Origin of the sequence: Pinibacter soli (assembly GCF_029961145.1) — a bacterium.
Taxonomy (GTDB): Bacteria; Bacteroidota; Bacteroidia; order Chitinophagales; family Chitinophagaceae; genus Pinibacter; species Pinibacter soli.
Window position 1 is genome coordinate 1486296 of record NZ_JASBRG010000007.1, and the last position, 25574, is coordinate 1511869.

Below are 25574 nucleotides of genomic sequence, written 5' to 3' on the forward strand. Positions count from 1 at the left end.
ACAACCAAATGGGAGTAACCTTGTGACAACAAAAAAACATCACAATGTCTTTGTTTGAATAAAACGCTTTTCGGCTTCTGACTTATTAAAGAATTCTAAAAGTGGCTGAGAGAAATTAAACTCATTTCAACCTCTTTTTATTTAAAGTTGCATACGAATCTAAAATCGAAGATCTTTTTCTTTCAAAGCATAGCTTAGGGGGGTATATTACTTGTACACAATTTCCTTTCTTCTTAAGTCATATATCGTAACAAACTTATCCGAAGAACTTTTCACATATTCAAATAGCAGACGCCCTCTTTTTTGAGTTTCAAAAATATCAAATAGTTCACTGTCACTACATATGCGGTATTCATATTTATAAGCAGAGAACCGATTTCCAAATTTAGGTAATGCGTTTTCAGTTACACCTTTTGCTAGTACACTCTAGGTTCCATAAAAAATACTCCCAGGAAGAGGAGCGTCTAACTTTAACCCTCGTATCACGAAGATGATACGACAATACTAAATTCAATAGTAGAGTTAAGCTTTAGGCAATTGGTTGCATGTCAGTGTGCTGCAATTCATATTCGTTTTTTTACAATAAACTTTCATTCGATACTCTTTCGCAAAGCTATTGTCCTGCTCCAATGTCCGAAAGTCTGCGCCTGCGGTAAACCTGCGGCTTGCACGTTTGCACAGAAAAAATCTGCGTCCTGTTTTTTGGCCTTCTTCCATTTTTTCGTCCGGACAGTATTTTTTCTGCGCAAAACTTTCTCCCATCTCCACATGACTAATGACTGGTCGCTACAAGTATGAGAATGAGGCGTAGCCGAATGATTCATACAAATATTTACTCACTCTAAAACCAGTCTTTATGCACAACACACAACAGCTATCAAAGCTCATGTTTCTTTCTTGGGAAATCCAACGCAAAAGGAAGATCACACGAAACAAAGCCCTACTTTCTGCATGGGCAATATTTCAAAACGAGGATATAACGGTGTATCACCTTACGCGAAGGTTTAGCCATACCAACTATGCGAATAAAACGCAACCGCAGACCCTCACCCTTTTTAACCGCTAATCATTTTATCACTTTAAAATATACAGTTATGGAAATCACAGGCAGATTAACACAGGACGCTCAAAGAGCAGCATTAAAAGACGGACGTGAAGTAGTCAATTTTTCTATTGCCATCAATGACCGTTTTAAATCAAAAGGCAGTAACGAGGTGACAAATATCGTAACCTACGTTGCATGTGCCTACTGGATCAACCCCGGTGTGGCCGCTTTTCTTAAAAAAGGTTCCGTGGTGGAACTGTTTGGTCGCATAGGGGTGAACGTTTGGAAAAACATGGACGGTGAACCAAAAGGAGGCTTAACCATGCATGTGCAACAACTTAAAATTTTTAATGGCACACGCAAAGAAGGCGAGCAAACGGAAACTCCAAATTCGTCAACAGCCGACGATGTAAAAGAAGATTTACCATTCTAAAAAATCAAAGCGTGGTATTGCAGGTAGTACCACGCTTATTTAAAACTTTTTAAAATTATAATCATGGCACATAATATCAACCACAATCAAAAGACAAATCAACACAGCTTTTTCAGTGTTCAACAAAAAGCCTGGCATGGTCTGGGAACCATTGTTGAGAATTATCCTACCAGTAAGGAAGCGATTAAATTTGCAGGACTGGATTATACCGTTGAAAAAAGACCTTTGTTTACTTATGACAATGAAAATCATTTAGCAGACGAAGAAACGGAATTAAAAATCCCTGAGATTTTTGTTCCCAATTATTACGCTACCATTCGCACCGACACCGAACAGGTTTTAGGTGTGGTGGGCAAAGATTATGAAGTGGTACAAAATATAGATGCTTTTGCTTTCTTTGATGCGATTGTACAAGGTGACGGTATCATGTATGAGACCGCCGGTGCCTTGGGTTCAGGGGAAAGAATTTTTATAACCGCTAAACTTCCAAATTACATACAGGTGGGCAGAGGTGATTTGATAGAACAGTACCTTTTCCTTACGACTTCTCATGATGGATTAGGTAGCATTACCGCCGCTTTTACTCCCGTAAGAGTTGTATGCGCGAACACTCTCGCCGCCGCACTCAACAATTGCAGCAATGCGGTAAAGATCAGGCACACTACCAGCGCCAAAGAAAGATTGCAACAGGCGCATACTTTAATGGGCATTACTTACAAATTGTCGGGTCAACTTAGTGAACTGTTTAACCATTGGTCAAAAGTAAAAATCACTGACAAGGAAATCAAAAAGTTAATCCAGTTGGCAATGGTACCAAACAAAGAAGTATTGGAAAAGATCAACAACGGTCAAGACGATGAACTTTCGACCCAATTTATCAATATTTGTGACAATACTTTTGAATATATGTTGGCAGCTCCTTCTCAACAATTAGACACTACAAAAGGCACTTTGTTTGGTTTTTATAACGGGATCACCGGCTATTTTCAAAATGTAAAACAATACAAGAATGATGAAACAAAACTAAAGTCTATTTTGCTGGGAGGTGTTGCGCAGCAAAGAACACAAACCGCATTCGACCTGTGTTCAAACTTTGGCAAATTATCCCTTTCTTAAAATAGCCTTTTTATTCTAGCCGTGCCATTGTTTTGTGGCACGGCCTTTTACAACATCTCCCAAACTTTTAAACCAAAAAACTGGTAGGGCAATGCTTTTTTTTCGACAGCCCCCACAAAAATGCAACGTTTCTTTTCAAATAAACAACTTAGTTCGAGCCTTAAAAAATTACTATGAAAAACATAATACCCCTTCTTTCATTATTGACAATTTTATTGTCATCATGTGACGAACCCGTTAAAACAAAACTTCCAACCATTTTACACGCAGACTCGGGCACCGACATGCTTTCAACTACGGTTATTGAAGAGGAACTGGAAGACTGCACTAAATCCATCGCCAAATATGAAGAGTTGATTGATAAAACCCTCGGTGGAGATGCGGAGGCTATGAAAAAATTATCCCGAACCAAAGAAAAAATTGAAGGGCAACTCGAAGAGCTGGAAGAATGGTCGGCAAATTTTGCAGGCAAACAAGCGCAACAATTTGCGGCCTTACAAAAAAAGTTCCAGTCTGTTTCTAGCCGGATTCATTAAAGTAAAAATATTTTACAGCTCAATTATTGCGGGCGACGACTCGGCATAATCATGCCGCGGTCGCCGCTTTTCTTTTCAGGCACCAAAATAAAAGCTTGGCAAAAGAAAGGCTAATGCCGAGGGTAACCTTTGGTTGATTGTTTTTTATTGAGTTTTTTACTGCATCAATTATTGCAAAAGTTAGGCTTTTACTGTTGATAAGTTGGCAAGGAATTGCGGCATAAACACAGTAAACCCTCCGCACAAAGCCATCATTTATTCCGCTCCTCCTTCCACTTAATCAAAGTAAAAGCCAGGTGATGGTTCCATAATTTCTTCACTTTAAAATCTTGAATTATGGAAAAGTTAGCAAGCTCACCAGCCTGGATGAAAGTATCAGAACTTGAAATCATTTACAAACCAAAGATCAGGGCTTCTGAAAGACCGCAGATCAAAGCGTCAAACGATGCCTACAAACTGTTTCTCGCCTCATGGGATATGGGCAAGATTGAACTGCTGGAACAGTTCAAAGTAATGGCTCTAAACAATGCCAATCGCGTACTGGGTATTTGTGAAATCTCCAGTGGCACCATCAGCGCTACCATCGTTGATCCTAAACTTGTTTTCGGATTGCTGTTAAAAGCGGGAGCATCTTCGGCTATTATCAGTCACTGCCATCCGTCGGGGAATTTAAAACCCAGCAATAGTGATGTGCAAATGACCCATAAAATTTGTGAAGGCGGGAAATTGCTGGATATAAAAATACTGGATCATTTAATTATAACTCCTGAAAGCTATTATTCCTTTGCTGATGATGGGGCGATTTGATCGCCCCCTTTTTTATGCATCCTAGTAATATATAGGAAACATAAAACTATTTGTCCAATCTTTTTTGTCGTGTCTGTCGATTATTGTTGCGTGTCTTTTTTTCTTCTGCGTTTTTATTTAAAACCTCTTGCATAGCATTGAGTGTGCCCTGTTGCAAAGAAATAAGGAAGGGGATATCTTCCAAACTAATCGGTAACTGATGGTTACAAATCTTTAAAAGTGTTGCCAACGTATTTTCAAACCAGGTATAATAGTCAGGACTTGGCCCTACAGCTTGTCCTCTTAAATAGTTAATCGCTCCAATAATTATTGACTGGTTGTTTGGTAAGTCTAAAATAATTAGAAACCATTTATCTGCTATCTCAATAAATTTCCTGGTCATTTCTGCCGTCTGCTTGACATAGGTTGCAGTCATTTCTGATTCTTCTTTCCAGTTCAACTCCTCAGCAAGGGTAAGACATGCCGCGTGTAATTTTCTATGATAACTCATTCAATTAAGATTTAATTATTGATTGCTCTACCAAATAACACAATACATTTTATTGGAAAATTAAAATTTGTGGTGCAGTCGGTCAACCGTATTAATACCTAAACCTCCGAGAATCTGGGCAACCACGATCATTGTCCTTTAATTAAAATGAAATTATCCCTGTCTTTTATCGCTATCAAAACTCAAAGCCCAACACTAACCACCTGTTCACTTTTTAAACATCTTGTCTGGCGTTGTTGCACAATCTATTTTTGTCTCATAACCTTTTACAACAAAAGATACAACCGTAAATTGTTCAAATGGTAATGGTTGCCCGTAAGTCTTTTTTGAAGCTACCGGCAACTGTCAACTTTACAGGTTTTAATTACTCCAGGCAGGCGTTCTGTTCAGTTTGTTTTTTTTATGAACCCGGCAGTATTGCTACTATGAAGCAGCCGTTGCGTCGCACTCTTGTAATTTTTGTTCTGTATGGAGCAATGCCGCAATTTGCAAACACAAGAAACCTAAGCTAACCAATTCAAAGACTTTTGTTGAAACTTATCCATTCAGTATATAGAACAGGATCAAAAAACATTTACAAAGACATCTACATCCTAAACCACTTTGTCCAATACCAAAGACAAAAGCTATCCAGGTTGCCGGTCCCCGCAACCGGCGAGGTGTACAAATGTTGCACATTCGGACCTCGCTCCTACACTCCGGAGTCGTTGCGGAGAAAAGCGGATGAGACATTTATTGTGATTGCATCTGTAGGATGCAGTGATTTTGAAAACGTGAAAATGAAATTGTGATGAAAGAACAAATCAAAACACCCAAAAATTGGATCAGCTTTCGTGTGAAGCATGACGAGTATTTGATCATACACGGTCACTTCACTTCTACCACTTGTCGCAAACTAAGCGAGTATGCAAGGAAGGTTTTACTAAACAAACCGGTTGTGATCAATCATCGCAACCAGTCTGCCGATGAAATTTTGTCAGTGCTCAACCGGATCAAAAACGAGCTGAGTGCCGTTGGAAATAATTTTAACCAGGTGGTTCATAAGTTGCACACACTCGACACCATTCCCGAAGTTAGGTCATGGGCTGTCAGTAATGAACACACGCAGCAAATATTGTTGCACAAAATTGAAGACATCCGACTTACTATGATCCAACTCTATGAACAATGGTACCACAAATAAAACATCCCCAAAGTATCAGCCGCGCATTGAACTACAACGAACATAAAGTGGACAACGAACAGGCGACTTTGTTACATGCCGCCAACTTTTTAAAGCGTGGAGAAGAGATGAACTTCCATGAAAAACTGGAACGTTTTCAAAAACTCATGGAATTAAATGACCGTGCAAAAACAAAAGTGATGCACGTGTCTCTCAACTTTCACCCCGACGATTCGCCCAAACTTTCAAAAGAATTCCTGCAAAAAGTTAGTGATGAATACATGCAAAAGATTGGGTTTGGCAACCAACCTTATCTCGTGTACCAGCACAATGATGCAGGACATCCGCACGTGCATATTGTTTCTACACTGATAAAAGAAGATGGGAGTCGCATCAATACGCACAACCTCGGAAAGGATATTTCGGAAAAAGCGCGCAAGGAACTGGAACAAAAATATGGTCTCGTGAGTGCAGATAAAAGAGAACGTGCGACAGAAAAAGAAAAAAGTTTGGTAGTGAATGCACAGAAAGTACAATACGGAAAATCGGAAACCAAACGAAGTATCACTAATGTTCTCGACAATGTAGTTGACCGGTATAAGTATACCAGCCTGCAGGAACTAAATGCGGTGCTAAAACTTTACAACGTAATGGCCGACCGGGGAAATGAAAATGGAAGGATCTATAAAACGGGCGGATTAACATACCGCGTGTTGGATGAACAGGGACAAAAAGTGGGCGTACCAATCAAGGCAAGCGATATTTATTCCAAGCCCACATTAAAAAAACTGGAAGAAAAATTCCGGGAGAACGAAACAAAAAGAGAGGCCGATAAAAAACCATTGAGGACAATGATCGATTGGGAAATCCTAAGAAAGCCCCGCACGGTTGATCAACTCGTGAGGAATTTAGCGAAAGAAAAAATCGCTGTAGTTGTAAGAAGAAACCCGGAAGGAAGAGTGTATGGACTGACCTATGTTGACCTGAATACGAAGTCAGTTTTCAACGGAAGTGATCTTGGCAAAGAATATGCAGCCAAACGCATCCTTGAAAGACTGGGTATTGAACCGCAGACTTTAATCCAGGAAAAAGAACAGTCGTTACAAAAACGGGAACAGGTACAACAAAAAGAAACACCTCAAAAAGAAAACCTGTTAGAAACAAAGGAAACGCAATCAACGAAAACTGGCATCTCTCCTACCAAGGAAACACTCAAAGAGGTTTCCAAAACTCTTACAGATCTCGCATCTCCTGAAAACACAAATGAATCCCTGAATGCAGAACTAAGGAACGAAGAAGAACAACGTCGCAGGCGCAGGAATCGTGAACTTGAACGTTAAAATTGTACAACTATGCTCAAAAGTGAAAATGAAATGGGGTTGAAAAAGATCGTGGACCTCACAAGAACGATCAGTATTGTTATTCTCTTGCTGCACTTCTATTTTTATTGTTATGCCGCTTTTAAAGAGTTGGGCTGGATACACCCAATCGGGAATCGCTTACTCAAAAATATTAGTCACACAGGTTTATTAAATAGTATTCACCGCAGCAAATTGATTGCCCTGGGATTTTTAGCGATATCACTACTGGGAACAAAAGGCAGAAAGGATGTGTCTGTCAATTTTAAATCAACACTCATTTTTCTTGGACTTGGTTTGTTCTTTTACTTTGGCAGTGTTTGGATTTTCTATTTCAATGAAGAGCCAAAGATTATTGCCACAGCATACATACTCGTTACTACTACCGGCTACATCCTTTTTCTAACCGGTGGCTCTCTACTCAGCCGATTAGTTATTCAAAAACTTTCTCCCGATGTTTTTAATAAACTAAACGAAACTTTTCCGCAGGAAGAAAGACTGATCGAAAATAAATACAGCATGAATTTTAGGGCTCAATATAACCTGAAAGGTAGAACCCGGCATAGCTGGGTGAACGTGATCAATGGCTTCAGAGGACTACTTGTGATGGGATTAAGCGGCAGTGGCAAGACGGCCTTTGTAGTGAAGCAGGTAATTCAACAACAAATTGAAAAAGGATTTGCCATGTTCATCCACGATTTTAAATACCCTGATCTTACCAATGTCGCCTATCATCATTTTCTGAAAAATAAAAAATCCTACAAAAAAGAACCGCAGTTCTATATTATCAATTTTGATAGTCCTGTTCACCGTTGCAATCCCTTAATGGTAAAATCCATTAAAACCATTACCGATGCGGCTTCTGCCTCCCGCGCCATCATGCTGGGACTCAACCAGGAATGGATGAGCAAACAAGGAGATTTTTGGGTGGAGTCATCTATCAATTATGTGACTGCTTTAATTTGGTTTCTTAGAAAATATAAAGACGGCATTTATTGTACACTACCGCATGTGATAGAACTGGCACAGGTTGAATTTGAAAAACTGTTTACTATTTTAAGAGCCGAGCCAACTTTAGAAGCATTGGTCAATCCTTTTATTGCCGCATATAATAGCGATGCCATGAAGCAACTCATGGGACAATTATCAGGAGCAGCCATTAGTCTCGGAACACTGAGTTCTGAAAACTTGTATTATGTACTCTCCGGTGATGATTTTACAATGGACATTAATGACCCTGCAAATCCTAAGATTGTTTGCATCGCCAACAATCCGCAAATCTCCAACGTCTACAGTGCCGTTATTTCTCTTTACCTAAATAACCTTCAAAAGCTTCTAAAAGAACAGGAGGAACAACCTTGCGGCATTGTGTTGGAGGAGTTTGCTAATATATCATGGCATGGGGTGGATAAGTTCTTGTCAGTTTGCCGTAGCTATCTGGTGTCCACTACATTAGTTATCCAAGACGTGAGCCAACTGGTAATGCACTACGGCATCAAGCAAGCTAATGTTATCTATGCCATGATCGGGAATATAATTTCTGGGCAAGTTACGAATGAGACAGCGAAATCGCTTTCTGAAAGATTTGGAAATATTATGCAGGATAGGAATAGCATGACCACAAATAGTAGCGATAATTCATTTAGCCAATCAAGACAGCTCGACAATGCTATTCCGCATTCAACAATAGCGAGCCTCTCGGCGGGGGAATTTGTGGGAGTTGTTGCGGATAATCCGGACCAAAAAATTGAAAGGAAGATGTTTCATGCGGAATTAAAATTCCCAGTCAACAGTCCCTTGAAAAATCACTACTCGGACTTACTTGTTCAAGAAACCGACCCGGTTCGTCAGCTCATAAACAAAAAATACATTGAATTAAAAACAGATATAAAAAAGTTAGTTATTGAAGAGATGAGCCGAATTATAAATACACCGGAACTAAGCATTATTATCCACAAAAAAGCTTAAATTTTCTAAGATTTCAGACAATAAAATTTGGTATGATGCTGGCATTTTTTTCATACGGAGCGAAATAAGACAATGTGGTAACCGTTCACCCTCCAATCATTCCAACTATATCATTCGACTCCTCCACAATCCAAGTACCATCCCTGATTAGTGCTTCTATCAGATATTTTTGCTCATCAGAAAACAACGATTTATTTAGTCCAGATAAATACGCAGGCGTCTCGGGAAATCTCCACAGACTTTTATGTTCCGTTTTCACAATATCTCTTGGAGTGCCATTCGGCGTTAGAAGTTGAATATGGGGAATCTTCTCTTTTACAGCTTCATAAATATCCAACCCATCGTGATCCCAGTCGCACAAGTAATAGATCGGCAACTCGCGGCTTTCGGTGTATATCAATTTTTCAATATTCCGACCACCGGCATACCAAAGCTCAATATGACGTTTACGCGCTTTTTCAGGCATTTTGAGAAAGTATAGATTCTCGCAGAGGACAATTACTTTTGGGTCGTGGCATTGCAATACATACAAATATTGGAAGTCGCGGTTATCTGCAAACTGCTCTATTTGAAGAATTTTCCTTACGGCACGCTCCAAAGCCTCTCTTGAGTCGAGATGCTTTTCATGCTTGAAGAACATCAATGAAACACCGCGTCGTGTTTCGTTAGAGTCTATAATTTGCTTTCTGATATCTTCAAATTCGCCGTTATCCATTTGGCGTTTCATCTCCTGCAGGCACAAAATATCCTCTACCTCAAACCTGCATTGAGGTGTATTCTCATCTATACTGTTTAAAAGCTCTTGGCATTCGTCGTATTCATTGAGATAACGATTCCTGAAGGTTTGATCGAACAATGCTTTATTCTTTACAAGCACATCCTTCTTAGTAAACAATAGTTCTTTTGTCTGAGCTGTATGATATTTAAAAACAGCATCGATCGCAAGGCTCGGCCTCTTCTTTGTTTTGCCAGTTTCATAAAGCTCATGTAAAGATTTAAATGTTTGCCAGTTCATTGTTATTCCTTGCTTTTAAATAATTCTCAAGTTCCATTTGCGATTTATTTGTCCTAAAATAGCTCATCGTTTTTGGATAATTAATGTCTTCATTATTTTTACCCGGAATGAGCTGGTGAATGATCCAACCTTCATCATCACCAACGGCATAAGGCTTTGGTGTCATGGTGATGATCTGGTAGCCGTACTGTTTGGCAATAGTAGGAAACAGACTAAAATTTACATTGTCTAAAGTGGCAGATTCTTCCAGGATGATAAACCGCAAGCCTGACCGTTCGCCATCCTGCACAATAGACAACCTTGCTATACCAAGTAATGCAATAGCGGTATAGCTTTCGCCTGTACTGCCGGGAATATCTTTTCCGTTTTTGTCGGTAAGCCTTGCTTTCAGTACAAAATAACGTTTGGGGTTTAACAGGTCTTCCACCGTTACGATGGATTTGTTACCGGAGTATTGCAAGTAAAACGTTTCTATGAATTGTTCAGAACTCATGTCACCGGCCATCTTTGTTTTTGCGATATCTGTGGTCGATTTCCTGAGATGTTCAATCCATTTGATATCCAGCTTGAGTGCGGGCTCAAACTCTATCCTGAAATAAAAGCGATTGCTAATGAGTTTTCCACTAAAAAAGTCATTCAAACTGTTGACCAACTCTTTGTACCGGTCAAAGTAAGTCTCTGTTTTTCCAAACACTTTTACAAGGCTTGTCAACAGATCATCAGCTATCTCTAATAACGCTGTATTCAATACCTCCAAATGATCGGTTATATCGTCCAGCGTTTGTATTTTATTGCCTAACAATGCCCGTTCCAATATTTGAAAATCGAAATTACGATTGCGTATTTGTTCACTTACGCGAATGTCCCGATGGTCTTTCGTTTCTTCATACTTACCGACAATTTGATTGTACTCGGTTAAATATTTGCTTGCAGCATTTGTGAAACGCTCATTCAACTGGCGTATTTCCGATAAAGAAATTGAACCAGTATCTGTGTCGGGCATCTCTGAATCGGGATATTTTGATTGATAAGAAACTTCCTCCTTGTTAAATATGATTTGAGCATCTTCTAATTCTTTAGATAAACCTTCATTTTTTTCTTTCAACAAAGGCAATGAGGTTTCCAGACCACTTATCTCAGTCTTTTTCTCGCTTAGTTGATCCTTAAGATCTTCATGTCTACGCCTTGCTTCTTCATCACGCTCTTTTGTTTTTTCAAAGAGTTTCTCATAACCTACTCCTTCTAAAGTTATTCCATATTGCAGCTTGGCTTTTTCTATCTCTTCAGCTTCTTTAATCTGCTGCCTTTGCAATTCTTCAATTTTGTAATTTACTATAGCACATAATTGCGCTGCGAGTCTGTGATTACTGATCTTCGTTAGATCTGAGAGATCGATATCAAAATTATATTCAGAAAAATCTTCGACTGTTATACCTTTTTGTAAATTAGTGTATCTCCTTTTTTGTTCCTGCAATGCTTCACTTTCTTTATCAACATATGCTTTTAGTTGCTCCAGGTTGTTGAACGAAATATTAGAGAGATCGGGTAACAGTGTAGAGGTTTCGGGCACAAACTCATGCAACACTCCTGCATGCAACCACCATCCTTTATTGACCTTATCTTCGGTAAGCTCTAAATCAAGTACCTGTTTAATGGATTCCACATAACGTGTTCCTTCTGACACTACCGCAGGTTTATTAAGTACTACATCGCGCAAATGTACCAATACTGTTTGCTGCATTTTACTCAAGTTATCAGTAGTGGACAGTGCTTGTGTAAATATATTATTTTTAGCTACATCTTGCAGTGTATTCTTAAACTTATTCAGGTGTGTTTCTTTATTGTCAATATCTTTCAGCTTACCCTTCAACCATTCATCTTGCTGTTCTTTTTTTTGTAATAAAACCTTCATTGTGCTGTAGCGTTGCAAGACGGATTTTGATCTCTCTATATTCTCCATATAAAATCTTGCATCTTGCTTCAATAATTCCACAGTTCGCTCTGCAAATGTTTCGTCCAATAATCCTTCCGTATCAATATCTCTGAGCGACCGTTCCTCATCCTTAAGCTCTTTTAACTTCGTAAATAAAATTTGCTTTCCCGCCAGATCTGTAAATATTTTATGTTCCCGTTGCGCTATAACAGCTGCTTCATTAACCGATTCTGACAAATTGTTCAAATGCTCCACAAGCATCTCAAGCCTGCTTTCTTTGCCCGATAACTCTGCTGTCAGCTTATCAAACTCATCCTGCTTTTTTACTTTAGTTTGGTGCGTCTGTATATAGGTAGCTACAGCCAATTTATAGTCTGCCTCATTGCTTTCGCCTTCATATTCCTTCAGGCGTCGGAGATCAGTCTGTTTACTTGAAATATCATTGATCTGATCCTTCGTTGTTTTAAAATGGTACAGTAGTTTTTTAATGGTTTGCTCCTGCTGCTGGTATTCCAGGTTTATTTCCACTTCGTCTTCTTCAAACAAATATTCGATCAGGCTTTTAGAGCTGTCAATGTCTAATGCTTTAGATTTGGAGAAAGATTGTATCACTTTTGCATAAGCCTTCAAGTTGCCTTCCCTAGCAAGGTTTATAGGCAGCAATTCATGTTTGTATAGCCAGTTATAATACCCACTTCTCTCTTCTTTTGTATTGAAGTAATGCAGATACAAGCCGTGTTTATCAGGCAATATACCTGCTAGTTCATCCAACATATATGGTTCACGGGTTGGCTTTAAAAAATTGTTGCTAAACAATAATTTGTCTGCCCCAAACGTATGTTGTTCCAGTTTGTCTTTTTCTAATGCTATGGAGGAGGTAATAATAAATGGTTTTACAATCTGGTTACCATTTGCAAAAATGGCTACGCCTATGGCTATATAAGCCCCTTCGCTAACCTGCACATTAAAAAATGCATAGCCAACACCACTTTCATGCGGCAGCTTTTCTATTTTACGCTTCTTCTTATCAATGCCTTCTGTAGCAAATTTTATATACTTTGTGTCTGCTACAAAAACGATCTGGAAAAGATCGGCTATGATAGATTTCCCTACGCCGTTGGAACCCGTAAAATCAGTTCTTAAAGCATGCAGCAAATAATCCTGGTTATAGTGTTTCAGCAGGCAAACGGTAGATATGGAATATAAACGTGGTGTCATAATAAGTCGTGTTGTTGGCAAACCAAAAGCGTTGCTTGTTATAGTTTTATTTCACGGAGAAAATTGTCTATGTCTTCGATCTCGCTTTTATAGATCTCTATAAAATGATGAATGGTTGGCTGAATGGTAAATTGCAGGCCATCGTCAGCATCCTCTTTTTCCACCAGCCCGATACGGTTAAAGAAATTAATCACACTTTTAAACCATTGTTGTACATCCTCCCACTCTTTGTCTGTATAATCAGATCGTACATCATTAAAAAATAGTTGCTGATATGCTTCGCGATGTTCACCGTGTTCTATCTCATATTGTATATCATCCCACTGGAATTTTTTGTCGTAGCTGAAGTAGTTGGAAAAATACAGGTTGGCAAGAATACAGGCAACAATAGTCGTTTTCGCATCCATTTCATCATACAATAGCGGATTCGACAGCTTTCCTCTGCCTGCTTCAGGAAACTCAAGATAAAAATAGCTAACGCTATCATGGCTTCGCCTTTCCAATATTAAGCCATATAATGTTCTGTAATAGCTGCCCACCTCTTTTTCAAATTCATCCAGCAAAGCAAACAGCGCAGGAGTGGACTGCATGATGTGCCTGCCTTTCAACAATTCTATATTTAACTCTGCAAAATGCTTTTGCACCTGCGGTTTATTCAGGAAATCAAATGTTCCTGTATGGTTGTCTTCCATAAATGAATGCTTTTGCTTTCGTTACTCATAAGTTCTTCCTCAATTTCAACGTGGCTATCTCGTGAGAGGTTCCGTATCAATTCATATCCTGTTTGGATGCCGATCTCTATGCCGTCATCCTGTTGCATGATCTCAAACAGTTTTGCATTAAGATCTACCAGTTTAATCACAGACAACTCTTCGCCAATCTGTTCACAATATTGCTGTATCTGTGCTTGCTTGTACAACTCATGCTCAAACAATTTTCGCTGACCTTCTTCGTAGGCTTCATCTGTTTCCTGCTCTATTGGTTTTGCTTTTTTCAGAAAACCCATATCATAATACCGTATGCTTCTAAAGCGGAATTTTTCAAGCACCAATCCTTTTGTGGGAAATTTTTCGGGTAGTTGTACCCGTTTTTGTGAATCTATTTTGCTATTCTCCAACAGATATACCAATAGCTTTTTCAGGCTGATCTTATACAGTGATTGCGCTCGTAATGATTCTTGCAGTTCCTTGATCTTCGTACTTGCAAATACCATTTTCATGTTAATAAGGTCTAATTGCTTATCTACTTTGTCAAAAAAACGATGCACATCTTCTTTTATTTCAAGTGCAATACGACGGTTATTATGCCTGGTGGCAGTGTCCATCGAAGTTCCTTCTTTATCAGACGTCGTATCCGTAAACACCTCTACAATATCACGCAGTTGATAATGAACATCCACTTTCATCTTGATTGCTTCGGTTATTTGTCGCGCCTTATCACCCAGTATTTGAAAGTTTTTTGAAAACTGTTCCAGCATTTGCATAGCCGAAAGGTCATCGGCCTCCAATATTTGGTTTAATGCTTTTATGGCATCATCTACAGATAATTTCAGCCCTTCCAAATGACCAGTCACAACCTGTTGCGCATTGTTCAGAAACCCAAACTTAAACCAGCTTTGTAAGCGCGTAGTATCTTCGCCTGCATTTACAGGAAGTTTGAAATATGTTTCAAAAGTTTCTTTCAGCGGAAATTTCAGGTATGGATTATGGATGCGTTGCGTGACTATTTCTATTACTTTTCTTGCATGTAGTGTGAGCAAAAAGCGATTGTACTTTGTGGGTGCCCGCTCTATAAAATTGCGCAACAGGCCTTTAAAGGTTCGTTCAACCTGTTTGTCTTTGCCCTGTAAAAACGGAAGACGGGAAGTATCTGTAATTGCTTGTTTTATTTCTGCATATTGTATTTCAGCTTCTGGATAATTAAGATACAAGTGGTACAATACAAGAAACTCAAATTCGCTCGGGAATAGTTCGCCAAAGGCATGATACATGCGTTCAGGTGTAATTGTTTTTTCTAGTGCAGGTAGATTCATAGACTTATTATTCAAACCTGTAAATACGGCTGTCTTCGTCCAGCTTTTTAATGACTTCCATCACCTGTGCATGCGGCATGTGATGATGATTGAGCAGTGCACAGTAAATGTTTGCATACTCGTTGTAAATATTGGTGGCAAAGATGCCTGTATCATCAGAGCCTACCACAATAGGCGGAATGCTCTTACCCTCCTGGCGCCATTTGATCCAGTTATACAAATGATAGGTACTGAAATCTTTATGAAAGCCTATACGTACATTGCTGGTGGGCAATGTTTCTATCACAATTTCGCGTTGATTCATTTCTTTTAATAATGCCAACTGAAGCATTTCGATTTGTTCGGGTTTAAGGATCTCAAAAGGGAGGACTTCAATAATCTTATTGTAATCCTTTCTAAATTTCTCATCATGATATCGCTCGTATATAGTCCATGCAGTATTTTGACCTACATTTTTTCTATCTCCAATAAACCCTTTTTTTATCGGATACACCCATTCTTCATCATTAAAAACACGTTTTAATTCTGTGTTTTCTTTACTTTGCCCCAGTGTATGAATAGGACAGCATTGGCGCATGAGCCAAGCATTTTCCAAAATGGTAACAGGATAATACTCTTTGTAGATATTAAAACTCAGTTCATGTATTTTATTGGTAATAAAAGGAACGACACTATGCAGTGCTTCTATTTTACAGGCAATGATTAAATGATACGCAAAGATGAGATCATCCAGATATTCTCCTTGCCGCAACAATATCTGATTGCCTACAACCTGACTCCATTGTAAAGGCGGCAAGCCTGTTGCCGTGGCGTGGCCGATGCGATCTCCGTTTCTTAAATCACAAAAAACAATCGCCTCGTATATGGCACGAAGGCCGCCGGGGATGTGATAAAAGTCTTCCCCTGCATGATAGGTGAAATGCCTGATGTTATAACGTCGCATCAGTCGAAACACAGGTGCAAATACTTCGGGCGTGGCATCAAACTCATTTGCAGCAGCATCTACGGCAGTAACTCTTTCACGGTATTTAACATAATGTTTCAGCAATAATGCCAGTACTTTACCTCTTTGCCACAGATCGTACCTTAACTCTTTGTGCCTGATAAAGCTATCGGGCTTTTTGTCTTCTTTTTTGATGAAGTGTGCAATGAGCTTCAGCTTAGGTTCCTTAAAGATATTCGGTTCTTCTTTTTCCTGAATCTCTTTCAAGTGTTTACACATCTTCTCCCAACCGTTCCAGATGTCATCAATAAATTGAATAGAGTCCTTTTCATTCTTTTTGGGCGAAAACCTTCCTTCCAGGAAATGTAGATGACGCGAATCATTTCCGTGCATTTGAAAGTATCGTCTTCGATAAATTCGCTCACTTTCCTCCCGAAGACCGTTCAAAGTGTGTTTTTGAAATTGATCAAATCCGTTCTGATGTGTTTGCTGTACCAGCAACCGATTGGTTAGGCCAAGTATGAGCAGATAAAAATGAAAGAAGCCTGCTAATGTTTCATTTTTAAATTTTTTGATCTGATCTAATAACAATAAGTACATTAATGCCTCTACAGACATTAAATAAGGATAACTAGTATCAAGACTTATTAGCGAAGCAAATGGATGCTTATAGCTCCCCGCATAGTCGGAGTGATTGTTTAGTATTTTTTGAAGTAGTGAATATTTGTTGATGGGTATACTTTCCTTATCCTCGTGCTTGGAGGGCGTATTAGTTTGGTCTTTTGTATGCACCTTATCCAATGTGCATTCCTTATCATCTCGTATAGGATCAGGAAATAAATACTCAAAAAAGAAGTTCCGTAATTTTTGTGCCGCTTTTAGCAAGGAAATATAGCTTTCAGGTTCCAGTAAATGCGATTCTTGCTCTAACTGTTCCTTGACTTTTGGAGCTTTAAAGCCTGCTTTCAGATCCTGGTACACACTAGTAGGAGCAAACAAGTAGTCCTGCCACACCTGGTCTGTTTCCAATGCACCGTTGAGGTGCATGTGCAAATCATGCAACCCTTGTTGTTGGTGTATGTAATAGTCCAACTGTGGGATGCGTGCATTGGGAATAGCGGTGTATTTTGTGTTGGGTAACAGGTAATCTTTTACCACCGCAATCAATGATGCATTGTCGTTTATATCGAAAGCTATTTTATCCTGGAAAAATACGCATTGCAATAATAATGGAGGAATATAGGTAATCAGTTCCTGCCATTGTGTTTGCTTCGCATTTTTCACATACACCCTCTTTCCCAGAAGCTCCAAATACTCTTCCGATAGTTCTTTTAAGCCTTTGGTAAAAATTTCACCTATTGACTCAATACTTCTAAATGTCTCTTCCCGGGCCAATAAGTAATGAGAATCGGGCACAGCACGATTCTGTTCTCTTGCTTTGAGGAACAAACGCCTTTTCACATCGGCAAATGAAACAAATTTGCCGTGATTGTAGCGGGCAAGAGATTCAGTGTCCGTCAAAAGAAATTTCAGTATCAAATTGTTACCATTTTATCTTGTTATCCTTAAGGTGTTTTCTAAATGTTGCGATATTAAATGATGATAAGCCAGTCATTTTTTGTTTTTCTAATTCCGCTATAATTACTTTATTGTTTTTGGTAGTTTCGGATCTTCCATTCTCTTTGAAAAGATCAAAAGAAAGCGGAATTGCTTTTAGCAGTTTTATTATATCGTCATATTGTCTTGTTGCACCTAAAGAGAGTTGCTTATTAGGAACATTTTTCCCAGTTGAACTGATTCTATTACTACTTAGATTTTCCTTACCTCGATTCCTAATGGACACTTTTTCTAAGATTGAAAAAACTGAAAAATCTTTAAACAGGCTTGCATCTTTCTCCTGTGTAAAAGTGCAGTAGCTTTCAATAGCCTGCTGGATAGTGTTAATATCCTTTAATGTTTTGGGCATATTTCGTTGTTTTTTCTCTTCTATATTTAAATAGCATATAAGTAGAGGGCATTTGAATAACCATCTCGAAAAAGTCAGTTCCTCTTGTTTTTTTACTTTCAATTTGCCATCCTCTTCGACTAACTGTGATTTTATATTGCTAATAAATATTTTGTCAGAGAATCGCGTATTATTCAAGTTCAGTCCTTCTATGCCACTTTTCTCCCTTACATCTTCGATTAACACAGCGTTTAAGAATGAAACTATCTGAGCATGAAAAACCTGTCCTAAATTTTCCTTACCATTGTAAGCCGTTTCTATATTATCTAAAGCATAAGAAAGCCTAGTCGATATTTTCCCCATTACATGTGGGTTGATCTGTATGTTTCTTCCTTCTGACCTCCATTCTTCAATTCTATTAACAAATGTTTTTTCGAGATCGCTCACAACTGAAGTTTCTTCTTCATTAATTGCTGCGTCGTCTGTTGCTTCATTTTCATCATCATCGTTAGCACCTCTGAAATCTGGCATAACAAATGATCGTAGCTGAGATAATTCAAGTAGGTCACTTATTACCATGCTTTCAGAAGCAGAATTACGTTTTAACATCTCTGCAATTGTTGCCAACAATAGGTAAATGGAATAGGTTAATAGTGAAGAATGCTTTTTGCTATATTGATTTGCGCTTAGCGGAATATAAACAAGCCTCTTTAATAAATTGTCCTCTTTACTAAGGTGGCTATCTATTCTATTTGAAAGCGTTTCTAATTTCTGTTTGCGTTTAGCTCTTTCGCCATACAATGGAACGGTACCTGCATTTAATTTGAATTCACTTGTTTTTGTAGTAAAATCGATCGATGCACGGATATATGCAATCATGTGTCCAACCTGATCTCGAAAGACGCTGTCATTGAATAGATTTGAACTGACACACAAATCATTAATGTTAGGCCCGACGTTTTTCTCTGAATTGTCTGCAATCAGGGGGAGTAAATTCCTTACGTAGCCAATTTTTATAAAGTACTCGAAAACCAAATAAATATTGTCCTCTTGTATGCGGTGAGATAAAAGAAAATTTAAAGCCGCAAGACTTGCGTTTAAACTATTGTCGGTTGTAGTAGGTTGTAGTTGGTATATATCAAAAAGTCTTTTCTCTTTATTTAAAAACCTCAATATTTCTGAAACTATGTCGGTGTCTGAAAGAGAAATGAGCTGAATATTTATTCCTTTTTCTGAAAGATCACTATAAAATATATCCAGAAGTCTGTTCGGCTCCGATAATGTATATTTATCCGCAACCTTGAACAGGTTCATGAATTGTATTTGCGACCTTAGAGGCTGCCTTAGTAAAAAAAAGAAATAACAGTCAGCCTGAAATTCATTGTGAACTCCAAAATATTTTAAAATTTCATAATAGTACACTTTTAAGCCTGTACATATTATTTCATTTTTTGAGGATTCACTTGAGGTTGTACAGACTTTTATATTTTGTATTTTTTTGTTTTTCTGTTCTAATGTAGGAATGTGAATGCGCAAATTTGTTTGCATTATCTTTTGCAAGTATTGAGCTTCCAGTTCTGTAACCATATCGTTAAATCGCGATATCTGGTTTTGCTGCTTCCCTTCATAAGCTAATATTTCCTTGCCAAAATTCTCCCATTTCTTTTGACGAACTACAGTTGAATATAATTTTAAGTCACCGCTTAATAATGTGATTAACCGTGCACTCGTAAAATACTTTCTTATGGTTTCGAGTACAATCCACCCTTTAGAAGCATCCACGTCAATATCATCAAACATGAGTAAGAAAGCCTTCTTCCCTAAAATGTCAAGAGATGCTTTTAGAAATCTATTAAAATTGTTAGCCAATTTTTGAGAGGCAGATACGCCTTTCAATCCATTGTCCATCACAAACTCCGGGTCTTGCCAACTATCGGCATTATGACTACCAATACCATCAATGGAGGGCAAGCCTGCTGCCAAGTCATTTAAAAAAGAACGCCATTCTTTTCGAGTATATGTTGACGATTTATTTTCTGCTGATTTATGGCATTCATCTTGATTTAATTTTGTCTCAACCAAATCCATAATCAGCGAGATAACATTCAGAAATACGTGACCTTTCTCTTCTATTAGCGTAGGATCTATAATATTAAGTACTTCAATCTCATTACTTTTTTCTAAAAATTTATTTATGCTTAATAAAAACGAAGTTTTTCCACTTCCCCTTGTTCCTAAAATGGTAATGGTATTATGAAGATATTTGCTGTCTGGGTCATTTTTTGCATTTGCCAAAGATTCATTAATCAATCTTATCGTTTCATCAAACTCCTCTTGATGAATCAAATTTTCTCCTTCAAACTTTTTTGCATGACTACTGTTAGTCAGAAGAATTTTTACTACAGATTCTTTTGGTGTTTTATTCTGTTCTGCCATTTTTAATTTTTGTTTTTACATTGAAAATTGTTCACGATAATAATCCACTTTAAAGTCATAAACAGGCCTTGAAGAACCTTTATACTTGTCTCTGTTATTGAGATAAAGCGGATGTTTGGATAAAGAAATATTAGATGACCCCGAAGGAGAATAAAGTGCTTTTACCAGTACTGTTCTGCCAAAGATTGCAGGCGTAAGTAGCATATTTCGATCTGCACGTATGGCGCGTGTTATTTTCTGTCCAAGTATGTTTTCGTAAAATAGCTTGAACGCATTGTTCTTTCCAAAAGCACTCGTACAAAGGATGCGTTCAATTTTTGATTGCCATACTTGTTGCACCAAATCATGATTGAGTATTTCGGGTATCAGGTCTTGATCCAAAGCTGTAGGGTTTTGCCTTCGGCATTGTACGATGGTGTCACTAACTGTAATCTGCCTGCTTTTTAAAAAGGTAAGCACTCCCTTTAATGTGATCGGTTTCTGTAACGCATCAGGAAAGGCATCACTAAGTAAATTCCAGATGCTGTTCTTATTGCCATAGAAGAAAGGTATCTGAAAACTTTCAACATCGTGCGGATGAATTGTTCCCAGTATAAGCAATTTACTATCTGGTGTTATGGGATAACGGTCTAAATATTGGTGTTGGGTTGTCATGATAAAGATTTCTTCGATTGTTGTTAAGATTTCTTCGAGAAACGATAATCAACATTTAATCAATACTGATAACATTAGCATCGCCAAACCATTCTTTGGCTTTAGCTATAACCTGTTCACTCGGATCATGAAAGAAAACAGCTAGCTGCTCTTTGGCCCGTGTACAACATACGTAAAAGATTTTCTGTGTTCTTTCCAATACACTTGCTGATCCATTGCCTAAAAACAAATAGCTGAAATTGTAATTATTCCAATTCCCATTATCAAGAATCACTAATACATTATCAAATTCAGCACCTTTTGTTTTATGCTGGGTTGAGAATGGTGTTTGACCTTCCAGGTATTTATATAGTTTTTGAAATTCGCTAAATTTCACTTCTTTTACGCGATTATATAAGTACTGTTTGTTCTGCTTAAAGTCCAAAAGCCTATCGTCTATAAGACAAATTTCAGTTTCGTTCGCTTCAGTAATTACGTCTTCAATGGTTTTATCTCCGACCTCAACAAGATTATCAATGTTTTCTTTTAAAGCTCTTTTGCCCGCAATATTTGTTACTTTAATACGGTAATCAGTAGCTCTTAAAAACTCATTGTATCTTTTACTTTGATAGAGGAAAATATTATTTTGAATTTTGAACAGATGCTTGATCAAATTATCTCTTTTCGAGCCTTTTTTATTCTCATCATCCTTATCTTGTTTTTTGTCATCGAGCAATTGGTCTTTGTTTACATACAGCTTTACAAAACCACCGTAGTTTAAAGATGTCGCATAATTATACAGATCCAGATTACTATCAATGAAAGTTTTCATGGCGTTAGTTGGGCTAACAGCATTTAACTCACGTCCAGTTTTATTTTGTTGGAGTATTGCAACTACTTCACCAAATGTATTTTCAGAGAAGTCAGTAGTGATAGCTTGATCTTTTATGTATCTCTTTATTCTGTCCCGAAAGCTTAAGATCTGATCTTTATCATAGATATCCATTAATGTTCTGAAGCCAGCTTTATCAGCTATCAGGTTATGGGTAAGGTTCAGTTCTTTAGTATCTTTCGCATTATTAAAGTCCCAGTTGTATCTCTCTGTCAAAACCTGTTTCACGGCATCAGTATCTCCATCTGCAGAATACAGAAATAAAAGAGAGCCTTGCTTTACCACACCATTAATCATATTGGGAGCAGTAGAATCAGAAGAAGGTATTTGCTGAATGCCATCAGTTCGGATTTCATTTGCTAAATCGATAACAACTTGCGGATTTCTTCTGTTTTGCGTCTTGGGAATCTCATTTACTTTACTCACATCTGTTCCCTTATAGTCATCGAGATTTCCAATGCCCTCATCATAAATTGACTGCATTGCGTCACCAAAGAATCCAATAATATTTTTTCTTGTACTTTTTTTGAAATGCGTGAGAAATATTTCAACTACAGATTTATCTGTGTCCTGGTACTCGTCAATAAAAATAAAACGGTATTTATCCTTTACAACACTGCTGAGCTTCGGATATTTTTCAAAAAGATAGTTTGTTACTATAATCAGCTCATCGTGAGAAATAATACCATCGCGTAATCTTACAAACTCTTTATACTGGATGCCTTCAGGTAAATGGTCATAGAAACCTGCCGAAACTGGATTAATATCGTCAATTGAGATTTGAGTTATAGTGTCATCGTTGACCAAAGCAATAAGCGCTTCTTTAAGCTCCTTTTGAAAGTGCTTTATATTATCCCATAAAAAATCATGTATCGTTGATACGTTTAAGTTATGATGGTTCACCCTTTCTTCAATTTCTTTGACAGCCGCGTTGGTGTAGGTCATACAAGCTACTTTAACTGTCGGATTTTCGGCAATCACTTGACGGATTACACTAACCAAAGAATAAGTCTTACCACTGCCGGCACCACCGCTCAAAAGAAAATTTCTTCCATTATCAATAGATCGGAAAATTTCTTGCACTTCCGGCTCTAATTTTAGTCTTTCTTCAACCATAGTAATCCATTTTTAATGTACGCCGGAATATTCCAATTGCTGAAGTTTTCATCGCTGTGATAAAGGATATCCAAAGCGAAATGCGTTTTCTTTTTGATGCAAGACTCTGCCAGATTATAAGCACAAATTCCATCATTATTAAAATCATCCGCATTCTTCAATCCTCTAAACGTCGTTTTATTCTTTTTTACAAAATCCCTGTTTAAATGGATGAACGCATCTTCAAAGCTTCTTGCATGATATTTTTTCTTTCCTGTATTTTCTTCCTCTTGCTGGTAGCATACACAAATGAAAGCACTCCCTCGTGTAAGCGTCCTTTGCTCGATTGTCAGTATCTTTAAATCTTGCCAGGAAGTACTATCTAAAAAATGCAATAAGGCCGTATTGCTTGTTTCAATACCAAGATGAACCGGACAGGCTTCTAAAACTATGTTCCCTTTTTTGTCTTTATTTCCTATGTCTCCTTTAGAATCAATATCGGTAACAATGAGCGCTTTGATTCCAAGAAATTCTATAAACTTTCCAAATATCTGTGAATATGCTCCCACCTCTATAATTGATATATTTTGAGACAGGAGTGGCAGAAAATTATCCTCTTTATGTTCTGCTTTCAGACGGGCAGCTTCTTCTAAATCCACTTTTCGCATAAAAGTTGGTATCAGAATCCTTTCTGTGTCCCCCTCAATAAGAATTGCTTTATCAGCAAAAAATATTTCAGCGCGGCTTATGGTCAGATACTGTTTTAAAAACTGATATTGATCGGTATTAACTTCATATTCTTGTTTTAAGTCTTTCAGGTTTCTTGCAACAACATTATTCTTACTTTCAGCTTTTAGATATTTGATATCATCAAAATCGCTGTCGGCAACGATGTGAGCAGAATGTGTTGTGATTATGTATTGAAGTGGCCTGGTTATTCCATCCTCCCTTTTCACCCCTTGCGCAAGCAGCTTCTTGATGTTCTTTATAAAAACATATTGCATTTGAGGATGAGTATGGGCCTCCGGCTCTTCAATGATTAACAGGTTAATATCTGCCGGCTTTTTATCCTTGTCCCGTTTAAAATCCTGCACAAGAATTTCAATCTCGAAAATGATACTGATCAGGTTCATATAACCTAAGCCATTATAATGCTCCGGGAGCTTATGTTCATCGTGCGTATAGACTACCGTGGTATTTCCTTCCAGTAACTCCCGGTGTTGAAGAGTGGAGATGATAGCAATATCTGTATCATTGAGTCTTATGCCGCCAAAATTTTGCACCTTTTCTATAACATCTTTGAACAGGTCTTTATAAATGTCACTCAAGGTGTTGTCTGTCTCAGAAAGTTGGTCTTTAAAATTCTCGGTGGCTTGTGTTTTGTCGCTGGTATCTTCTTTCTTTTTATAGAGCGCAGAGGTTTGTTTCGACAGTGTATTTTCTTTTTCCTTATTGGTTACATCGCGCTTTGCACTGATGTATTTAAAACTAAGAATATCCTTTATACTAATGCCTTCACTTTCGAGATTGATTGAATTACCTTCATTAACAATGTTGTTTACTATATCGTACTCGAAGGATTTTTTGTGCGTATCAAAATAGTCGTCAATTCCTCGTTTCAAAAAGTCTTTTAGGTCTCTGGGCTTGTATTTTTCGTTCTTCTCTGCTTTCTCATTTTCAGTTCTTGAAAAATCGGAATATTCTGCTCGAACTCTCAGAAAGTCTGTATAACTCAAAGTGTATTCAAATCCTAATACAATTTTATTATTGTCAGGATCCAAATCCATTAATACTCTACTGACATTTGACAGATCATCTTTTTCATCATACTCGATAAAGACCTTTAGTTTAATTCCTTTAGGTGCAAATTCTTCGGGAGTACCGGCTGCTTTAATTAAAGCTTCCAGATCATTTTTGAAATCGATATTAAGATCGTCGTAAGAAAACTTATATTTCTCATTTAAGAATTTATCCAGCACAGATAAGATGGAAGTTTTTCCTGTGTTGTTTTTTCCAATGATGAGGGATAGGTCCCCTTCAAGATCTATTGAGAATTTCTTGAGTAATCTAAAGTTTTCAACTTCGAGTTTAATTATTTTCATAGATGACCTAAGATAATTTTTATGCTTTTACAAGCCTTTCTATTTAATGTATTCTAATGTTGGTCGCACAGTTTTTATACTTGCTCACCAACAACCTTTAAAAATACGCAAGAGTATTTTCGGACAAATATCGTTTCCCGTAAGATTTGCTAAAGCATTAACCACACAATTCAACCGGTCAATATGCCAATTTCCAGTATAGAGAGTTTTCATACAGCAAAAATTTCCATTAAAGTATTTTTTGATGAGTATTTGGCAATTAGCAATGAGATTTTTACAAAAGCAATGCTTTTGTTTTACAATTTGGGAGAATTATAATCATGGTTTGGGTTTAATCAAATTAAGGTATTAAAAGTTTGCTTACTAACAAAATATTCATTGAATTTCACGGTATTAAAGCATCTCTGCCATCCTT

17 protein-coding genes are annotated in these 25574 nt (G+C 37.7%); 7 read left to right on the forward strand and 10 right to left on the reverse strand.

The window, feature by feature from the left end; all coding sequences use genetic code 11:
* The first annotated feature begins 1094 nt into the window (after window positions 1–1094).
* The 4 genes from QJ048_RS16525 to QJ048_RS16540 all read left to right on the forward strand — a co-directional run bounded on the left by QJ048_RS16525 (window position 1095) and on the right by QJ048_RS16540 (window position 3937).
* Entirely contained in the window at window positions 1095–1478 is a 384-nt protein-coding gene (locus tag QJ048_RS16525) for a single-stranded DNA-binding protein (protein WP_282335507.1), read from the forward strand.
* A 63-nt stretch (window positions 1479–1541) separates the two neighbouring features.
* Window positions 1542–2594, forward strand: a complete 1053-nt coding sequence (locus QJ048_RS16530) for a DUF932 domain-containing protein (RefSeq protein ID WP_282335508.1) — start codon at window positions 1542–1544, stop codon at window positions 2592–2594.
* A 173-nt stretch (window positions 2595–2767) separates the two neighbouring features.
* Window positions 2768–3130 (forward strand): hypothetical protein, encoded by a 363-nt coding sequence (locus QJ048_RS16535; RefSeq protein ID WP_282335509.1) that lies wholly within the window; start codon window positions 2768–2770, stop codon window positions 3128–3130.
* Window positions 3131–3466: 336 nt separating this feature from the next.
* A complete protein-coding gene (locus QJ048_RS16540; protein WP_282335510.1) occupies window positions 3467–3937 on the forward strand; it encodes a JAB domain-containing protein in 471 nt (156 codons plus the stop codon).
* A 46-nt stretch (window positions 3938–3983) separates the two neighbouring features.
* On the opposite strand, the gene QJ048_RS16545 is transcribed toward QJ048_RS16540, so the two are convergent.
* A complete protein-coding gene (locus QJ048_RS16545; protein WP_282335511.1) occupies window positions 3984–4427 on the reverse strand; it encodes a hypothetical protein in 444 nt (147 codons plus the stop codon).
* Window positions 4428–5217: 790 nt separating this feature from the next.
* On the opposite strand from QJ048_RS16545, the gene QJ048_RS16550 reads away from it, so the two are divergent.
* From QJ048_RS16550 to QJ048_RS16560, 3 genes are read left to right on the forward strand one after another with little or no spacing between them, the layout of a single operon-like run.
* Window positions 5218–5610, forward strand: a complete 393-nt coding sequence (locus QJ048_RS16550) for a plasmid mobilization protein (protein ID WP_282335512.1) — start codon at window positions 5218–5220, stop codon at window positions 5608–5610.
* The gene (locus QJ048_RS16555) at window positions 5595–6929 is read left to right on the forward strand and encodes a relaxase/mobilization nuclease domain-containing protein (RefSeq protein ID WP_282335514.1); all 1335 of its coding nucleotides are present in this window, start codon (window positions 5595–5597) and stop codon (window positions 6927–6929) included. Before QJ048_RS16550 ends, QJ048_RS16555 begins: the two co-directional genes overlap by 16 nt.
* 12 nt (window positions 6930–6941) lie before the next feature.
* On the forward strand, window positions 6942–8915 hold the full coding sequence (locus QJ048_RS16560) for a YWFCY domain-containing protein (RefSeq protein WP_282335515.1): 1974 nt from the start codon (window positions 6942–6944) through the stop codon (window positions 8913–8915).
* 85 nt (window positions 8916–9000) lie between these two features.
* On the opposite strand, the gene QJ048_RS16565 is transcribed toward QJ048_RS16560, so the two are convergent.
* Genes QJ048_RS16565 through QJ048_RS16605 form a run of 9 tightly spaced genes read right to left on the reverse strand, consistent with a single transcriptional unit; the run spans window position 9001 to window position 25159 of the window.
* Entirely contained in the window at window positions 9001–9930 is a 930-nt protein-coding gene (locus QJ048_RS16565; protein ID WP_282335516.1) for a hypothetical protein, read from the reverse strand.
* On the reverse strand, window positions 9911–13081 hold the full coding sequence (locus QJ048_RS16570; RefSeq protein ID WP_282335517.1) for a hypothetical protein: 3171 nt from the start codon (window positions 13079–13081) through the stop codon (window positions 9911–9913). Before QJ048_RS16570 ends, QJ048_RS16565 begins: the two co-directional genes overlap by 20 nt.
* 38 nt (window positions 13082–13119) lie before the next feature.
* Window positions 13120–13773: a condensin complex protein MksE gene (locus tag QJ048_RS16575; protein ID WP_282335519.1), complete on the reverse strand. Its 654-nt coding sequence runs from the start codon at window positions 13771–13773 to the stop codon at window positions 13120–13122.
* Window positions 13737–15113: a hypothetical protein gene (locus tag QJ048_RS16580; RefSeq protein WP_282335520.1), complete on the reverse strand. Its 1377-nt coding sequence runs from the start codon at window positions 15111–15113 to the stop codon at window positions 13737–13739. The genes QJ048_RS16575 and QJ048_RS16580 overlap by 37 nt, the downstream gene beginning before the upstream one ends.
* Before the next feature lie 7 nt (window positions 15114–15120).
* Window positions 15121–17595, reverse strand: coding sequence for an amidohydrolase family protein (locus QJ048_RS16585; RefSeq protein WP_282335521.1), 2475 nt, complete (start codon window positions 17593–17595; stop codon window positions 15121–15123).
* A gap of 4 nt (window positions 17596–17599) precedes the next feature.
* Window positions 17600–20437 (reverse strand): hypothetical protein, encoded by a 2838-nt coding sequence (locus QJ048_RS16590; protein WP_282335522.1) that lies wholly within the window; start codon window positions 20435–20437, stop codon window positions 17600–17602.
* A 15-nt stretch (window positions 20438–20452) separates the two neighbouring features.
* Window positions 20453–21091, reverse strand: coding sequence for a hypothetical protein (locus tag QJ048_RS16595; RefSeq protein WP_282335523.1), 639 nt, complete (start codon window positions 21089–21091; stop codon window positions 20453–20455).
* 55 nt (window positions 21092–21146) lie between these two features.
* Window positions 21147–23078, reverse strand: a complete 1932-nt coding sequence (locus tag QJ048_RS16600; RefSeq protein WP_282335524.1) for a UvrD-helicase domain-containing protein — start codon at window positions 23076–23078, stop codon at window positions 21147–21149.
* On the reverse strand, window positions 23060–25159 hold the full coding sequence (locus tag QJ048_RS16605; protein ID WP_282335525.1) for an ATP-dependent nuclease: 2100 nt from the start codon (window positions 25157–25159) through the stop codon (window positions 23060–23062). Before QJ048_RS16605 ends, QJ048_RS16600 begins: the two co-directional genes overlap by 19 nt.
* Window positions 25160–25574 lie beyond the last annotated feature (415 nt).

Bases quoted from the DNA above. Each gene is read 5' to 3' on its own strand.
- QJ048_RS16570 (WP_282335517.1), bottom strand. From the start codon at position 13,081: ATGACACCACGTTTATATTCCATATCTACCGTTTGCCTGCTGAAACAC.
- QJ048_RS16535 (WP_282335509.1), top strand. From the start codon at position 2,768: ATGAAAAACATAATACCCCTTCTTTCATTATTGACAATTTTATTGTCA.
- QJ048_RS16555 (WP_282335514.1), top strand. From the start codon at position 5,595: ATGGTACCACAAATAAAACATCCCCAAAGTATCAGCCGCGCATTGAAC.
- QJ048_RS16565 (WP_282335516.1), bottom strand. From the start codon at position 9,930: ATGAACTGGCAAACATTTAAATCTTTACATGAGCTTTATGAAACTGGC.
- QJ048_RS16580 (WP_282335520.1), bottom strand. From the start codon at position 15,113: ATGAATCTACCTGCACTAGAAAAAACAATTACACCTGAACGCATGTAT.
- QJ048_RS16595 (WP_282335523.1), bottom strand. From the start codon at position 21,091: ATGACAACCCAACACCAATATTTAGACCGTTATCCCATAACACCAGAT.
- QJ048_RS16605 (WP_282335525.1), bottom strand. From the start codon at position 25,159: ATGAAAATAATTAAACTCGAAGTTGAAAACTTTAGATTACTCAAGAAA.
- QJ048_RS16525 (WP_282335507.1), top strand. From the start codon at position 1,095: ATGGAAATCACAGGCAGATTAACACAGGACGCTCAAAGAGCAGCATTA.
- QJ048_RS16575 (WP_282335519.1), bottom strand. From the start codon at position 13,773: ATGGAAGACAACCATACAGGAACATTTGATTTCCTGAATAAACCGCAG.
- QJ048_RS16560 (WP_282335515.1), top strand. From the start codon at position 6,942: ATGCTCAAAAGTGAAAATGAAATGGGGTTGAAAAAGATCGTGGACCTC.
- QJ048_RS16550 (WP_282335512.1), top strand. From the start codon at position 5,218: ATGAAAGAACAAATCAAAACACCCAAAAATTGGATCAGCTTTCGTGTG.
- QJ048_RS16540 (WP_282335510.1), top strand. From the start codon at position 3,467: ATGGAAAAGTTAGCAAGCTCACCAGCCTGGATGAAAGTATCAGAACTT.
- QJ048_RS16590 (WP_282335522.1), bottom strand. From the start codon at position 20,437: ATGGCAGAACAGAATAAAACACCAAAAGAATCTGTAGTAAAAATTCTT.
- QJ048_RS16545 (WP_282335511.1), bottom strand. From the start codon at position 4,427: ATGAGTTATCATAGAAAATTACACGCGGCATGTCTTACCCTTGCTGAG.
- QJ048_RS16600 (WP_282335524.1), bottom strand. From the start codon at position 23,078: ATGGTTGAAGAAAGACTAAAATTAGAGCCGGAAGTGCAAGAAATTTTC.
- QJ048_RS16530 (WP_282335508.1), top strand. From the start codon at position 1,542: ATGGCACATAATATCAACCACAATCAAAAGACAAATCAACACAGCTTT.